The sequence below is a fragment of the Vagococcus acidifermentans genome (genome assembly GCF_003987655.1).
Taxonomy (GTDB): domain Bacteria; phylum Bacillota; class Bacilli; order Lactobacillales; family Vagococcaceae; genus Vagococcus_B; species Vagococcus_B acidifermentans.
In genome coordinates this window covers 80,540-96,716 of record NZ_NGKC01000010.1, presented here as the reverse complement: position 1 = coordinate 96,716, position 16,177 = coordinate 80,540, and the positions used below count along the sequence as shown (strand labels likewise).

Below are 16,177 nucleotides of genomic sequence, written 5' to 3'. Positions count from 1 at the left end.
CCTCATTCAACTTTACCAAACACTTATACAACCCTAACCCGACAGTGCCGGCATTTTTATTTGACTCTGCGTCAATTTGTTAAAAGCAGACTTCTCTCAGCACAACTTTTTCTCTTAATTACCCGGTACGTCTGTCAATGTCCAAACCAATTTGGTTGAATATTTTTCGGCGTATTTAGTGGTTGCACCCGGGACGTTTAATTCAATACTTTTTGCGCCTGTTTCAGCGTCTGTTCCCCAGTCCAGCAAATATGTGCCGGCACCATTCCCAGCACTTGCAACCATCACATTTTGCTGGGTCCCATCCGGATTCAGTGTTATTGTTTCCTGACCTGCGGGTTTACCCGATTCGGAAATTGTCACGACATGACCGTTTTTAAAGGTGATTTCAGCACCTGTCAGTTCTTTACCCGATGCAGAGGTAAATTGTCCGTCTTGATTAACTTTAAGTGTCCAGCCCGACTCTGTTCCGCGATTATCAGTCACCTGTACAAAGTTGGGACCCTCTTTGATAATACCGGTAGGATTACCTTCTTCATCCAAAGATTGATATTTTTGCGCAGCTGCATAGTAAACCTGATCTTCAGACGTGATTTTTTGTACGCCAAAATCTAAACTAGATGCAAAATCGATGGACAACGGGCCGTTAGTACCGGGATTCGGGCCTTCCGGATCAGTTGGATCAATTGGTTGGATTGGATCGGTCGGATCGGTCGGGTCGACCGGATTAGTCGGATCTTCGCTGGCTCTGAATTCAACCATACCGTTTGATTGATAGACACCGCCGTCTTCTGCCAATGTTTGTAGCGGTGCTGCTAAAACACCTAATGCAATAGCCGCTGCTGTTAATTGTTTTGTTTTCTTCATCTTGACATTCCCTCTTTAAATTTAAAAATTATTTGGTACATCTAATAATAACCATTCTAGTTTTCCTTTAAAGGTTCCTAACCGTTGATATTCTACTGGGATATCTGCTTTGATGCCGAGTTTTGCGCTTGGATTAAGCATGCCCGACAAGTCAGTCAACCCGTTTTTGTCACTTGTAAAAATCGTCACTGCCGATTCGCCTAATACAGTTGCATTTTTTTTGTTCACAAATGAAAGAACGCCCGGCATTTCGAAATCCCCCGCACTTAGCGGCTGTCGCTGTTTTAACTGCAATGTCCAGCCTGTTGATTTACGTTCATCCAATATAGCCAGTCCGGCAGAAGGCTTGCCGAAAGTCGTGACAAGTTGGTTGGAAACCTTGTGTTTTCCCAAATCAATCTTCTCAGGAGTCTCCTTAAAATAAAGTCTGCCCGCTCTGTAATAAAAATAAATATCTGTCGACTCTTCCGCAAAGACACCTTCCGCATTCCCTGAATCATGGTCGAAAACATAGCCCGCAATACTGACAGGTTCTTCTTTATAGCTGCTGCCGATTTCTCCAATCAGCTCTTTAGAAGGTGCTATGTCCCGTTTTTGCAAATCTTGATAGTGAATTGTGAGTGTTTTTTCTTTCGGTGCGGCAATTGTGAGTGTCACCTGATTGGTATCATGGAACGGGGCTGAGTCTTCTAAATATGTAAAATACATGGCTAATTGTTTCTTTGGTGTTGCATCATTCAACGTCATATCCAACTCGATGATTGTCTGCTGGCCCAGATTAAGATAGTCGATTAAGTCAACCACTAATTTGCGGTCAACCATCGTGACATCCTTGCCTGAAACCTGTTCGCCGTCGATTCTCAAAGACCCGTCCATATAATCTAATTCTTCCGGTAACACCAAACTGACTTGCGGCTTTCGGTCATCAAGGTAATCATTTTTTATTTCCAGCGTATTCTTCAACGTCACTTTGTCGCCTTTTGAAGCCTCACTAGCCATTGCGAATTCACCGTCATTCACACTGATTTCTGCACTGGAAGAAATATTGGTAGGAATTTGTGTGATAGCCAGCAAATTTTCCTGATATTTCGTACCTGTTGAGGAAGTAAATCCCCAATAGACACTTGTCGATCCGAATTGTTGGCGAAGATTCGTTACGGCATAAGAGGCACGTCCGACACCTTCCAAATCATAGCTCAACTCTTGACGTTCAGCATCCCAGTGCACAGTCAGCAGACGCCACTTACCATTCGATAAATAAGTGTTTGCAATGCTCACACCTGAGTGCTCACCGCTGCGATGATTATTATCGCCCTTTGGCGTGACAAAAGCCACGTGACCGTATCCTTTGTCTCCTGATATCTCTTTGTCCATCTGGTCTTTCGAACCGGTATTGAGATAGGTGTCAAACTCTATCGACAGCGCATTTCTGACATAAGGTTCACCTGACTTGGTGGAAAATGCGCCGATCCCCATGCCGGGAGAACCAATCACTTCATTCGGTGCGCTTGCCATCCTCGGATCATTTGTCAGCGTGAATGTCATCCCGTCTCCGGCATCAAACGAACGCCTGCCTAAATACAAATAGCTTTTAAAGGTAAAGTCTGACAGCAGGCTGATTTTCTTTTGCGACCAAATTGCCCCGTGCTGTGACTTGGCTTCCGGATTTAATTGCAACAATTTGCCGTCTTCTAAAATACTCGTGCTGCTCCCAATCGGTGCTTGAAATACTTTATCCAACGGAATAATATTCGGATCGTCAGGCAAGGAAGAAAATTGCTCGCTATTATGCTGAAAATCATCTGTATCAATCGTTTCACTTGTTTCTTCTGTAGGGACTTCCTGCATCGTTTCACGGGTTTGCGTTCTGATCTCCGATGAATCTTCCAGCGCACTTTCGACTGTCATCGTCTCTAACACTGACATTTCTTGCGGCAGCTGCTCATACGATGAATCAGACGCAAGCAACATATCACGCGATGAGCGTGTGCCGGCCGTAGCCGACAGAGCATCAACAGGGACAACCGTCGCAAAAATGAGTCCGCTGAGTAAATTGATTAACAGTATTTTTTTTAACATGCTTCTTCTCCTCTAACTGTTAATTGTCAGGGACATCTGTTAATGTCCAAATCAGTTTCGTCCGGTAAGTGACCGCATCTTTCGGCGTCGCCCCGGGTACTGATAACTGGATGGCTTTCGTCACATTGACTGTTTGAATGTGCCCGTCTTTGTCACGTTCGTTTATTGTTTCGACTGTTCCCCAGTAAACAACCCATGTTCCGGCACCGGCACCTTGAGCCGCCGCAACGACGACGGATTCGACACCTGGAACAAGGACGACTTCATCTTTCGCTGTTGGCTGCCAGACTCCTTGGACATTACTGTCGACTGTTGGATGGGTCAACTTGATTTGAGAGCCTGTCAACACTTCATTGACCGTCTTCTCCGTTGCCCGAAACTGCTCATCCTGTTTGACTGTCAGTGTCCAGCCACTGTTAGTCCCCCGATTATCCGACACTTGGACAAAGTTCGGCGTTTCCTTGTGCCCGTTCAGATACGTTTGCGCACGTGCAAAGTATACTTTGTCTTGATTGGAAATGCGGTTGACGCCGAAATCCAAGCTGGATGCATAGTCAATTGATAATGGACCTTGCGTACCTGTTCCGGGATCTTCCGGCGGAGTCGGGTCAACCGGATTGGACGGGTCCGGATTTTCTGGGTCGACCGGATCAATCGGGTCTGAATTCGGAATGAATTGCACTGTCCCGCTTGAATGATACTGTTCTTCCTCTTCTGCTTCCGCAAAGACGGCTGGCGATGATGCCCCAAACAATAGTGTCAGTAAAAGAATCAGCGGTCGTTTCTTGTTTATCATATGACTCTCCTTCCACTGATTAATCGTTGTTAGGTGTGTTTTCCAGCGACCAAACTAAGCGTGTCGCATATTGACGTGCCAATTTAACTGATTTACCCGGAACAAAAAGTTGAACGGCATCTTTGTTTGCTTCCGCATTTGAGCCGAAGCGATACACCCAAGTGCCGACACCTGTTTCCTGTTCAGCATTTACTGCTAAGACACTGGTTTGACCAGGTATCAATACAATTTCCGATGAAACAGTTCCGGGGGTATATTTCGGGTCAACCAAAGAAGTCACTTCGCACTTGGTAAATGTCAACTGTGCACCTGTCAATTCATCGCCATCAGCTGTTTTAAACTGCTCCGGCTGAGCGATACTTAATTTCCAGCCTTCAAGCGTGCCGCGTTTATCTGTTATTTGCACATAAGTCGGTTTTTTTGACCCGTCCTGCATCTCATCTGGTGCCGCATAGTAGGTTTGATCCAGTGTTGAAATATTTTGTACGCCAAATTTAAATTTGGATCCGTAATCGATAGACAGGGCGCCGCCAGTGCCTGGATCAGGGGGATCGACCGGAACAACCGGGTCGGTGGGGTCCGGATTTTCAGGGTCAACGGGCGGTGTGATACTGCCATCGCCAGATTCAAACGTAATCGTTCCTTCAGGCTGTGTATCCTTTGAAAATATTCCTTCTGCATGCACTTGGACAGCGGTTACAGAAGCGGTTAACAACAACATACCAGAAAGTGAAAGCATTCCTTTATTCATCACGCAGTGCCTCCCTTTCCTGTCACGCGGCTGACTAGCAAGAGCACAACTAACACAAAAAAAATCCCTGACGCACCCAAAAGCGGAGACGTTGTTTCTCCAGTTTTTGGCAGATTAGGCTTTTCGGATAAAGAGTAAGCCTGGCTGCTGTTAGCTGTTTCTTGTTCCTTTTCACTGTAGTCATACTCACCATAAAAACCAGTTTGTGCTGGTGATTGAATTTTATTTGTCTCTGCATTCATTTTAGTACTGAAACACATCCTTGACATAACTAAGAAACCAACATCTTCTTACAACGTACTTTTAATATCACCTTCCATTTCCATATGATATTTAATCGTTCCGGCCAGAAACTTAGTTACTATTATACTGAGCGGAAGAAAAAAAAATATTCAACTTTTTAGAAATAGGGACAAAAAAATGAATCAGAATTTCACTATTTTTATCCTCATATTTACAATGAAAAAAACTGCGCCGGAAATCCTTGATATTATCAGGAAACAAACAGGTTTTCCCTTTGTTCTCTGCTGCACGCAGTCATCGTTCAGCAGCTGTTCAAATAGCATTTTAATGACAAATATGATTCATTTTGCTGTTTAAACATAGTATTAAAATCGTTTTTGTTTTTCCCTTCAGACAGCGGTGTTGCTTCTACACTTTCCGAGAGCACAAAAAAATAGACCCCACTTTTACCGTGGAGTCTGTTAAGTACTGGCATTTCGTCAATCGGACTACTCTGCTGCGTTTTCGTCTTTGATACCGTATTTCTTGTTGAAACGGTCGATACGTCCGTCTGCTTGAGTAAATTTTTGACGTCCTGTATAGAATGGATGAGAATCGGAAGTGATTTCCACTCGAATCAGCGGATACGTGTTGCCGTCTTCCCATTCGACAGTTTCTTGTGATGTTTTAGTTGAGCCAGATAAGAATTTATAGCCTGTTTGAGAGTCCATAAAAACTACTGGATGGTATTCTGGGTGAATGCCTTGTTTCATATTTTTTCTCTCCTTTGCCCTGAATCATTTGCTGAAACAGAGTTATTTCCGTTTTACAACATTACTATACTAACATGATTTACCTGATTAGGCAATCATCTTTGTATTATTTTCGGTGATGATTTTTTCCAAACGACACATCTTTAAATGCTTCAAAAAAATGTTGATTGCTTTTTGTTTTTTTCAGGAAATTTAACAGCTGGCCTGTCACTTCAAGTGAATCGCCTGTCATGTTGCGGCGCAACTTCCAGATTTCTTCAAGATGCTCCGGCGTCATTAACATTTCTTCACGCCGCGTTCCCGATTTTTTGATGTCAATTGCCGGGAAAATTCTTCTTTCCGACAATTCCCGCGACAGATGAAGTTCCATATTCCCGGTTCCTTTGAATTCTTCATAAATCACATCGTCCATGCGGCTGCCGGTTTCAACAAGTGCTGTCGCAAGTATCGTCAGACTGCCGCCTTCCTCGATATTCCTCGCCGCACCGAAGAATCGTTTTGGTTTATAAAAGGCTGCCGGATCAATCCCGCCGCTCAATGTCCGTCCGCTCGGCGGAATCACCAAATTATAAGCACGTGCCAGACGCGTGATGCTATCCATCAGAATGACCACATCGCGTTTGTCTTCGACTAATCTCAAAGCACGGTCAAGTACCAGCTCGGCAACACGGGTGTGGTTTTCCGGCTGCTGGTCAAACGTTGACGACACGACCTCACCATTGACGCTTCTCTCAATGTCAGTTACTTCTTCGGGCCGTTCGTCAATCAAAAGAACAATCAAATCAACATCCGGATAGTTTTCACTGATGCCGTTAGCGATTTCTTTGATAATACTTGTCTTCCCGGCTTTCGGTGGTGCAACAATCAACCCCCGTTGACCAAAACCGACTGGTGAAAAGATATCTATCATGCGGGTTGCCAAGCGTCCGGGCTTGGTTTCCAACTGAATGGCTTCATTTGGATACAGAGCAGTCAAAGCCGGAAAATGAGGACGCTCCTTAGCTTCTTCAGGATTCTTCCCATTGACAGTATCAACGTGCATTAATCCGTAGTAACGTTCGGTTTCCTTTGGCGGACGGGCCTTCCCGGACACGCGGTCACCGTTACGCAAACCAAACCGTCTGATTTGTGAGGAGGAAATGTAGATATCCTCTTTACTGGGCGTGTAGTTTATCGGACGCAAAAAACCGTAGCCTTCTTGTGACACAATGTCCAGAATACCTTCCATCATAAAGAAGCCCTGTTTCTCGGCCTGAGCCCGGATAACAGCCAGCGACAGTTCTTTTTTATTCATTTGACTATAATACGGAATTTTAAATTCCTTAGCGTAACTGTATATTTCTTTCAGAGTTTTATTTTTTAACTCTCCCATTGTTAAATAGTCAGACATTTATTCCGCCTCATCTTTTCTAATATCTTCGGTTATTTCCATGTAGACATCTGCACCCAAATGACGCAGTTTTTCGATAATATTGTCATACCCTCTTAAAATATTATCCACATTGGCAATGCGGGTCGTACCGTTCGCCATTAAGCCGGCAATAATCAGGCAGGCTCCGGCCCTTAAATCACTGGCTTTGACATCTGTACCGTGCAGTTCGCTGTCGGGACTTCCGCTGATGGCAATCATGTTGCTTTCCACTCTGGCATTGGCACCCATACGGACTAATTCCGGTATATGATTGACCCGTTGTTCATAAATTGTATCGGTTACGAAACTTTCGCCATCCGCCTTTAATAAAAGCGGAGTGATTGGTTGTTGAAGATCAGTGGCAAAACCGGGGTAAGGTATCGTTGTGATATTAACTGGCTTCAATGATTTGACAGGGTGGACAGTGATGGCATCTTCTTCAATAGTCATTTCCACGCCCATTTCGACAAGTTTGGAGATGAAACTTTCCAAATGTTCATAAATCACATTTTGAACACGGATGCCATCGCCGACGGCTGCTGCCAGGGCTAAGTAAGTGCCTGCTTCAATTCGGTCAGGAATAATGGAATGACGGCATCCGTGCAATTCTTTGACACCTTCAATCCGAATCTCATTTGTACCGGCACCTCTGATTTTGGCTCCCATATTGTTCAAAAGTGTCGCAACATCAATAATCTCCGGTTCTCTGGCGGCATTTTCGATGATTGTCCGTCCTTCAGCTTTTACTGCTGCGAACATGACGTTAATTGTGGCACCGATGGAAACCATATCCATGAATATTCGCGTACCTTTCAATCCATCCTCCTGCGTCTTCAAATACGTTGCTCCATGTTCGGTACTGACTGTCGCACCAAGGGCTTCGAATCCTTTAACGTGCAAATCAATCGGACGCGGACCCAAGTAGCAGCCTCCCGGAAGTCCGACGACTCCTTCGCCGAACTTACCAAGCAATGCGCCCATGAAATAATATGAAGCCCGCAAGCTGTTTATCTTACCGCTAGGCATTGGGACAGAAACCATATTTTCCGGGTTGATCGTCATCCGGTGATTTTCAAAGCTGACCTGCACCCCCATCAGTTCTAGAATTTCTTTTAATGAATGCACATCCTTTATATCAGGAACGCCTTCCAGCACAACCGGGGAATCTGCCAGAATGGCTGCCGGAATCAAGGCAACCGCACTATTTTTAGCTCCGCTGATGGTGACTTCACCTTTTAGGCGGCGGCCACCATTTACTATCATTTTTTTCATAATGTCACTATTTCCTCACTTTGTTCTTCAAAAAAGCCGCTTAACTAAGCAGCTTTTACATTATCTCTTTATATGTCTGTTGCTATTCTACCATATTCTTCATAATTAACAAAGCTCTAACAAATAATAAAATAGTGATAAAAAAACTGATTATCCCATTTTAAAGGGACAATCAGTTTTATCTGTTTAATGAGTCAGTAAATTAGGCTTTGCCCTTTGAACCAAACCATTCGATACGTTGTTTCACAAGTTCAGTCACAGCTGCTGTACCAGGTGCCAACAGTTTGCGAGGGTCGAATCCTTTACCGATTTGGTCTTTGCCTTCTTCGATGTATTTGCGTGTTGCTGCCGCAAAGACTTCCTGACACTCAGTGTTGACGTTGATTTTTGACACGCCAAGTGAGATAGCTTTTTGAATCTGATCTAATGGAATACCGGATCCACCATGTAATACCAAAGGAATGCCTTCAGTAATATCAGCAATCTTTTCAAGTGTTTCAAAGCTCAAACCAGCCCAGTTTTCCGGATAAGAACCGTGAATGTTTCCGATTCCCGCTGCCAGAAAATCAATACCAGTGTCAGTCATTGCTTTACACTCTTTCGGATCTGCAAGTTCGCCGGAACCGATCACACCGTCCTCTTCACCACCGATGCTGCCGACTTCACACTCAACGGAAACACCTTTTGCGTGTGCTTTCGCAACAACTTCTTTGGCTTTTTCCAGGTTTTCGTCAAACGGTAAATGAGAGCCGTCATACATGACAGAGCTGTATCCCATTTCAATGCATTTCAGGGCATCTTCATATTCGCCGTGGTCCAAATGCAATGCAACAGGCACAGTGATTCCCATTGATTCGATTAAATCTTCTACTAGGTGAATACATACTTGATAGCCGCCCATATATTTTGCAGCACCCATTGATGTCTGTATGATGACAGGTGAATTAGATTCCTGTGCTCCTTGTAAAATTGCTTTTGTCCATTCCAGATTGTTGGTATTGAACGCGCCAACTGCATATTTGCCTGCGCGAGCTTTTTTCAACATATCCGCTGCTGATACTAAAGTCATTTTCAAATTCCTCCCAAGTGGAAAACTTTTTTGTTAAGTTATGTTCTTAACCGACATACACATTTTATCAGATATGACACGACTTAGCCAGTAAAAATCAGTCTTTTTATTGTTTTCTGAAAAAAATATTGTTTTCAAATCAATTTGATTCGTCTGCTGACGTGGCAGAAAATTTTTTCAGCTGCTGCGCGCTGGTCGGCCATCAGCTTCAATTTAAGGAACAGCCGCACCTTTATTAATATAAGCCGAATCCTTCGTCGCTTGTATCAATATAGATACTTTTTATCTGACTGTAGGCATCCAGCATGGACTTGTACGTTTCGCGCCCGATACCTGATTTCTTATAGCCGCCAAACGGAGAACCCGCCGGTATTTGATTATACGTGTTCACCCAGATGCGGCCGGTTTGTATGCCGCGGCTGACTTTTAGCGCCGTATTGAGATTGGCTGTCCAGACACCGCCGCCAAGACCATACTCTGAATCGTTTGCCAGTTGAATGACTTCATCTACTGTTTTGAATTTGATGACAACAGCTACAGGGCCGAAAATTTCTTCGCGGGCAACCACCATGTCGTTTGTGACATTGGTTAACAGTGTAGGTGCGATGTAGCAACCCTTGCCAAACGCCCCTTCTGTCAAACGGTGTCCGCCGGTTTTCACCTCTGCGCCTTCTTTTTTACCGATATCAATGTAATTCAGAATCTGGTCCACCTGTTTTTCATTGACCTGAGCACCCATTTGTGTCTGCTCTTCCAAAGGCAATCCGACGACCACGGCCTCAAACTCCTTCGCCAGCGCATCAACAAATTGGTCGTATATCCCTTCTTGTACAAAGATTCGGGAGCCAGCACAGCAAACTTGTCCTTGATTGAAGAGGATCCCCAGCTGCGCACCTTCGACGGCTTTCTCAAACGGCATGTCGTCAAAAAATATGTTGGCTGATTTTCCGCCCAGCTCCAGTGTGGCAGGGATCAAACGTTCCGCAGCGGCTTTAGCCACCGTGTAGCCGACCTCTGTCGAACCGGTAAAGGCCAGCTTGTCAAATCCGTCATGATGCAGCATGTATTCGCCTGATCTCGAGCCTTTGCCGGTAATAACATTCAGGACACCAGCCGGCAGCAGCGGCCCGATCAGTTTAGCCAGCTCCAGCAAGCTCAGCGAAGTGGAAGATGACGGGTGAATGACAATCGTGTCGCCAGCCGCCAATGCTGGCGCAAGTTTCCACGCTGCCATCAACAGCGGAAAATTCCACGGGATGATTTGACCGACCACACCAATCGGCTCCCGGATCACAATGCTCAGCGTGTCCTTGTCAAACGTCTGTGCCGTCCCTTCTTCGCTGCGTATCACACCTGCGAAATACCGGAAATGATCCGCACTCAACGGCACATCAATCGCTAACGTTTCACGCAAGGGTTTGCCGTTATCCAGCGACTCAACTTTCGCCAGATGCTCCGTGTTTTCGTCAATGACATCCGCAATTTTCAATAATAAATTGCTTCTTTCAATCAGAGGAACATTGCGCCATTCTTTCAGCGCTTCCGTCGCAGCTTTTACCGCAAAATCAACATCCTCGGCTGTTGCATCAATAAAATCTGCCAGCTTTTCGCCAGTTGCCGGTGAAAAGCTTGTCATTGTGTTGCCCTTTGAGCCGTCTGACCACTCACCATTAATGTAAAGTCCATAGCGCTCATCCAGTTTTACTAAATCAGACATTCATTATCCCTCCAATTTGTGAAAGTATACCTGATATTGTATGCGGTTTCATTATATTTGTCAACACATTTAGCTGAAATATCACGAAAAAGAACGTCTTTTATAATAAATAAGACGTCTTATTTAAGTTTTTTTGTCGGCGGAGAGTGTTTGTTACAGGTGAAAAAAAGACAAATAAGTGCTTGAAGCACCTATCTGTCTTTTATTTCTTTAATATAACAACTATTTATTTTGTCTGAAAACGCTGCTTAACGCTCTTCATCGTTAAGTTCGTCTTCATCCTCATCAAAGTCTAAAGAATCTTCCGAATCGTCAACGATGGTCAAATCCTCTTCCACGCCTTCTGGAATATCGTCTTCATCCAAATCATTGTCAGCACCGATTTCAGATAAATCTGAGGTGTATTCTTTGATTTCTTTGTCATCATCAAGCTCATCATCATCGTATAATTCATCATCTTCTTCTTGATGGATATCAGCATCTTCTGGGTCATCGTCGTTGTAGTCCACGTCCACACCAAGAAACGCGTTGACTTTTTTCCGTTTTTTACGGTGCGGTGTGTCCTCATCGTCTTCATCGATGGATGAAATTTCTTCGTCAATCGAATCGATTGGGTACCACGCGCGCAGTCCCCAGCGGTTGTCGCCCAGAGAAATAAAACTCCCGTCGATATTTAAATCTGTATAGAATTGCGGTAAGATATCCCTAATATCGCTGTCTGCTTTTTCCAAGAAATTTTGTATTTGATTCACCAAATCTGAAAAGTCAATAATATCACCACGCTGCTCCAAAATAGCATGTGCTACTTCAATCATGGACAGTTCGCTTTTATCTACACCATCGAAAACTTTCAATTCCAAATGATACACGTCCTTTCACAGTCTACTCCCTATCATACAATAATCAGCCATTAAAATGCAATTCTAATAGCTGATTTTCCAAAATATTTTTAAGCTGTAAAATTTAAGCGTAAATGATACACACCAAGCTTATCCGCACCGCCATACAGCTCATAGTCGACAAGGATGGAACCGGAAATCGGCTGGTCCCGCAAACTGACTCGCAGATTGCTGGTAAATGTCGATACTTCGATCATGCCGTAAGGTGTTTTATAGAAGGTGTCGTTGCGTTTTTGATAATCAAATTTCAGGCGCAACCGCATCTCGCCTGCTCTGATAAGCTGGACACTTCCGTCAGGCAGAATTTTGACCGTAACCGGCACCGCCTCTTCGGATTCTTCTTGGGGTTCCTGATAGCGGATATACAGCGTCCCGCCGATTTGCACGATTTGCCCCTTTGCTTCCAGGAAATACTCTTTCTTTTCTCCGCCCTGAAACATTTCTGTTTGAACTTGGATATGAACGGGGACCGTTTTCCTCGCTTCCATGCACTTCACCTCAATTACATATTTACTTTCTATTTTCAGTTGTTTTGGCAGATTTGTCAATATTGTTGCCATTTCTGTCAGATAGAGCGTTCATCTTTGTATCTTTTCTGTTAAATAGTATAATAAATGACGAATGACTAGTTTGTTAAAGGAGATTTGTATGACCTATCCATATATTTTGTTTGAACAGCCGACATTTACCCACGAACAGCGATTCGATCCGTTCATTTACACCGACCTATTGATACAGTATGCCGGTGAGCAGCAGCAGCCGCTGATACATGTCTGGACAATGCGCAACGAAGTCATTTTAGGCATGATGGACACCCGCGTCCATGATTTGAAGCGCGGTGTCGATGTGCTGCATGACTATGGCTATGAAACTGTCATCAGAAATTCCGGGGGGCTGGCAGTTGTTTCTGATGAAGGAATCGTAAATATTTCCCTCATCCTTCCTCAACCAGACAAAAAAATCAGCATCAATGATGCCTACGAGCTGATGAAACAGCTAATTGAAACCATACTGGCCGGCTACGATGTGCGCATTGATGCCTTTGAAGTCACTGATTCGTATTGCCCCGGCGACTATGATTTGAGCATCAACGGCAAAAAATTCGCCGGCATCGCCCAGAGACGCATAAAAAACGGCGTGGCGGTCATGATTTATTTGAGCGTCAACGGCGACCAGCAGAGACGCGGTCGTATGATTCGCGATTTTTATCAAGCATCTTTGGGCGGCGATTTTGGCAAAAACGGCTTTCCGCCGGTATTGCCGGAAAGCATGGCCAACTTAACCGAACTGGTCGATGACCAGCTGACTCCGCAAGCGCTCATCCGCAAATTGCAGGTGACCTTGCCGGACATGATTGCTTATGAAGAATCACATCTGGCCGAGTTTCTCAACTCTTCTGCGTTTCAAACGGACTATCAAAAACAACTGGCGCGCATGACGACCCGCAACCAGTTTCTGACACAATTAACGGGGGAATTAATATGAGCCGAGCTTACAGCGACATGACCTTACCAATCGAAAAAGTATTCCGGGACCCGGTCCATAACTATATCCATGTCGAACATCAAGTCATTCTTGATTTGATTGATTCCAAAGAATTTCAGCGCCTGCGCCGCATCAAACAGCTCGGGACGACCTCTTTCACATTCCACGGGGCTGAGCATTCCCGCTTTTCCCACTCACTTGGAGTGTACGAAATTACCCGGCGTATTTGTAATATCTTCAAACGGAATTTCCCGATTGAGGATAATCCGGAAAACGGCTGGGATGATTCAGAACGGCTGGTCGCCTTGTGTGCGGCTTTGCTGCATGACATCGGGCACGGTCCGTACTCACATACATTTGAAAATATTTTTGACACAAACCACGAAGAACTGACCACAGCCATCATGACATCTCCGGAATCGGAAGTGTATCAGATTTTAGCCCGTGTCGAAGCCGATTTCCCGGAAAAAGTCGCCAGTGTGATTGCCAAAACATACCCTAACCAGCAAGTTGTCCAGATGATTTCCAGTCAGATAGATGCCGACCGCATGGACTATTTGCTGCGGGATGCCTACTTCACCGGAACGGAATACGGCACATTCGACCTCACCCGGATTTTACGTGTCATCCGCCCGGACAAACATGGCATCGCCTTTCAAATGAGCGGCATGCATGCTGTCGAAGACTATATCGTCAGTCGCTATCAGATGTACATGCAAGTTTACTTTCACCCTGTATCCCGGGGGATGGAAGTCATTCTTGACCACCTGCTGAAATACGGCAAAAAACTGTATGCTAAACAACCGGACTATTTTGAACGGACGTCGATTTTACTTGTACCGTTTTTAAACGGCCGCTTCACGCTCAGCGATTATTTAAAATTGGACGACGGCGTGCTCAACAGTTATTTCACGCTGTGGAGTGAGTATGACGACCCGATTCTAAGCGATCTTGCCAAACGATTTCTGAACCGGAAACCCTTTAAATCAGTGACCTTTGACGCAAGCACCAAAGAAGTCCTGCCTGTGCTTAAGGAGATTATCGCCAAAGTCGGATTTAATGCCGAGGTTTACACAGCGGTTAATTCCAGCTACGACCTCCCTTATGACTTTTACCGGCCTGAACAGGAAAAATTCCGGACACAAATTGAATTAATCCAAAAAGATGGTACACTAATAGAGTTGGCACAAGCCAGTGATCTAGTGGCTGCATTGGCAGGGCAAGGGCACGGCGACCAGCGCTTCTATTTTCCAAAAGAAATGCTCGGCCAGGCGGATACCCCTGCAATCACCTTGTTTGAAGATGACCTGACTTATTTCAACAGCTACATTAAAAATGGTGCGATTCAACTAACTAAGAATTAAGGAGTTTTTACACACATGTCTATTAAAATGATTGCCATTGATATCGATGGCACGCTACTCAATTCACAACATCAACTGACGGACAAAGTGAAGCATACCTTGCAGCAGAAATCAGCAGAAGGCGTAAAAATCGTGTTGGCCACCGGCAGACCGACAATCGGCACACACCACGTCGTTCAGCAGCTTGGCTTCAACACGGATGACAACTTCATTATTTCCTACAACGGCAGCCTCGTCTCATCGGCAGGGTCAAAAAAAACATATGTCAAACATGGTCTGACTTACGACGACTTTCTGGAAATCGAAGTGCTGTCGCGGGCAATCGGTGTCCATCTGCATTTTCAAGACCAGCAGACGATGTACACATGTAACCGCGACATCAGTCCGTATACAGTGCACGAAGCGTTCTTGACACGTATTCCCCTAGTGTATCGAACGGTGGAAGAGATAACGCCGGAAATAGATATCATCAAGGCGATGTTCATCGACCATCAGGACGTGCTTGATGCAGCAGCCAAAAAAATCCCGGCCGCTTTTAAAGAAAAATTCACCACGGTCAAAAGTGCGCCGTTCTTTTTGGAAGTCCTTAATCCGCTGGCCAGCAAGGGCAATGCCGTCCGCGAGCTGGCAGGAAAGCTAAATATCCAGCCGTCTGAAATCATGAGTCTAGGCGACAATGAAAACGACCTGTCGATGATTGAATTTGCCGGTATCGGTGTTGCCATGGGAAATGGGCTTGACAGTGTCAAAGAAATTGCGGATAAAATCACACTATCAAACGATGAAGACGGTGTCGCCTACGCCATTGACAAATGGGCGTAACAACAAAAGTCTAAACGGTTAATCAATGTTACCGATTATCCGTTTAGACTTTTTTGCCACTGAACAACGGCCCACTTGTGGCTTCCGCGTTTCAGACGGTCGATTGCTTCACTGACTGGAAACCATTCCAAATGATTAAATGTTTCCAGCGGTGCCTGCTTGGCCTGCCAAGACTGCGCAACATAAAAATAGCCCGGATTGTGAAATGCAGTTTGGCGGTGGCGGGAATAAAAAAATTCGTCCGCCTGACCTAAATATGCGCCGACTTCGATGACGTATCCCAACTCTTCCATCGCTTCCCGATGCAGTGTTTCTTCCTGCGTTTCATCGCCTTCGATTTCGCCGCCCGGCAAAAAATAAGCTCCGTTAGGCGCCTGAACCAGCAACAGCCGGCTGTTGTCAGCACTCTGGATGATGATATATGCCGCAAAACGTTTCTGATAGACCAAATCGGCCATTTTTTCCCCGAAAACTGGTATGTCCATGCCTACTCTCCTACTGTTTCATACTTTTATCAGTCATTGCATACGAATGATTCTTTATTAATATAACACAAACAGCGATGCAGATGCCAGACAATAAAGTTACATGCCGCTTTTTGAAAAACAGATTGCCAAAAACCGAAATAATAGAGCAATTCTTCAAGTTAT

16 protein-coding genes are annotated in these 16,177 nt (G+C 44.8%); 3 read left to right on the top strand and 13 right to left on the bottom strand.

The genetic code is table 11. The annotated features are described in order from the left end of the window. Window positions 1–114: 114 nt before the first annotated feature. The 12 genes from CBF27_RS09665 to CBF27_RS09610 all read right to left on the bottom strand — a co-directional run bounded on the left by CBF27_RS09665 (window position 115) and on the right by CBF27_RS09610 (window position 12,344). A complete protein-coding gene (locus CBF27_RS09665; RefSeq protein ID WP_126814094.1) occupies window positions 115–867 on the bottom strand; it encodes a WxL domain-containing protein in 753 nt (250 codons plus the stop codon). Between the two features lie 21 nt (window positions 868–888). Next, entirely contained in the window at window positions 889–2,946 is a 2,058-nt protein-coding gene (locus tag CBF27_RS09660) for a lectin-like domain-containing protein (protein WP_126814093.1), read from the bottom strand. Window positions 2,947–2,965: 19 nt separating this feature from the next. Then, complete coding sequence (locus CBF27_RS09655; RefSeq protein WP_126814092.1) at window positions 2,966–3,742, bottom strand: WxL domain-containing protein; 777 nt, start codon at window positions 3,740–3,742, stop codon at window positions 2,966–2,968. Window positions 3,743–3,761: 19 nt separating this feature from the next. Continuing rightward, a complete protein-coding gene (locus tag CBF27_RS09650) occupies window positions 3,762–4,493 on the bottom strand; it encodes a WxL domain-containing protein (RefSeq protein WP_126814091.1) in 732 nt (243 codons plus the stop codon). Continuing rightward, window positions 4,493–4,762, bottom strand: a complete 270-nt coding sequence (locus CBF27_RS09645) for an EF2685/EF0750 family sortase-dependent surface protein (RefSeq protein WP_126814090.1) — start codon at window positions 4,760–4,762, stop codon at window positions 4,493–4,495. The genes CBF27_RS09650 and CBF27_RS09645 overlap by 1 nt, the downstream gene beginning before the upstream one ends. A 462-nt stretch (window positions 4,763–5,224) precedes the next feature. Continuing rightward, window positions 5,225–5,488, bottom strand: coding sequence for a type B 50S ribosomal protein L31 (locus CBF27_RS09640; RefSeq protein ID WP_126814089.1), 264 nt, complete (start codon window positions 5,486–5,488; stop codon window positions 5,225–5,227). 106 nt (window positions 5,489–5,594) lie between these two features. Continuing rightward, on the bottom strand, window positions 5,595–6,878 hold the full coding sequence (rho, locus tag CBF27_RS09635) for a transcription termination factor Rho (protein ID WP_126814088.1): 1,284 nt from the start codon (window positions 6,876–6,878) through the stop codon (window positions 5,595–5,597). Next, the gene (locus CBF27_RS09630) at window positions 6,879–8,171 is read right to left on the bottom strand and encodes a UDP-N-acetylglucosamine 1-carboxyvinyltransferase (RefSeq protein WP_126814087.1); all 1,293 of its coding nucleotides are present in this window, start codon (window positions 8,169–8,171) and stop codon (window positions 6,879–6,881) included. Window positions 8,172–8,373: 202 nt separating this feature from the next. Next, entirely contained in the window at window positions 8,374–9,240 is an 867-nt protein-coding gene (locus tag CBF27_RS09625; RefSeq protein WP_126814086.1) for a class II fructose-bisphosphate aldolase, read from the bottom strand. Window positions 9,241–9,475: 235 nt separating this feature from the next. Then, entirely contained in the window at window positions 9,476–10,957 is a 1,482-nt protein-coding gene (locus tag CBF27_RS09620; RefSeq protein WP_126814085.1) for an aldehyde dehydrogenase family protein, read from the bottom strand. 248 nt (window positions 10,958–11,205) lie between these two features. Further along, complete coding sequence (gene rpoE / locus CBF27_RS09615) at window positions 11,206–11,817, bottom strand: DNA-directed RNA polymerase subunit delta (RefSeq protein WP_126814084.1); 612 nt, start codon at window positions 11,815–11,817, stop codon at window positions 11,206–11,208. A gap of 89 nt (window positions 11,818–11,906) precedes the next feature. Next, a complete protein-coding gene (locus CBF27_RS09610) occupies window positions 11,907–12,344 on the bottom strand; it encodes a YwiB family protein (protein WP_126814083.1) in 438 nt (145 codons plus the stop codon). Between the two features lie 160 nt (window positions 12,345–12,504). On the opposite strand from CBF27_RS09610, the gene CBF27_RS09605 reads away from it, so the two are divergent. Genes CBF27_RS09605 through yidA form a run of 3 tightly spaced genes read left to right on the top strand, consistent with a single transcriptional unit; the run spans window position 12,505 to window position 15,527 of the window. Then, window positions 12,505–13,341, top strand: a complete 837-nt coding sequence (locus CBF27_RS09605) for a lipoate--protein ligase family protein (RefSeq protein WP_126814082.1) — start codon at window positions 12,505–12,507, stop codon at window positions 13,339–13,341. Beyond that, complete coding sequence (locus CBF27_RS09600; protein WP_126814081.1) at window positions 13,338–14,705, top strand: HD domain-containing protein; 1,368 nt, start codon at window positions 13,338–13,340, stop codon at window positions 14,703–14,705. Before CBF27_RS09605 ends, CBF27_RS09600 begins: the two co-directional genes overlap by 4 nt. Window positions 14,706–14,720: 15 nt before the next feature. Next, window positions 14,721–15,527, top strand: a complete 807-nt coding sequence (gene yidA, locus CBF27_RS09595; RefSeq protein WP_126814080.1) for a sugar-phosphatase — start codon at window positions 14,721–14,723, stop codon at window positions 15,525–15,527. A gap of 35 nt (window positions 15,528–15,562) precedes the next feature. On the opposite strand, the gene CBF27_RS09590 is transcribed toward yidA, so the two are convergent. Next, a complete protein-coding gene (locus CBF27_RS09590; RefSeq protein WP_126814079.1) occupies window positions 15,563–16,012 on the bottom strand; it encodes an NUDIX hydrolase in 450 nt (149 codons plus the stop codon). Window positions 16,013–16,177: the final 165 nt, after the last annotated feature.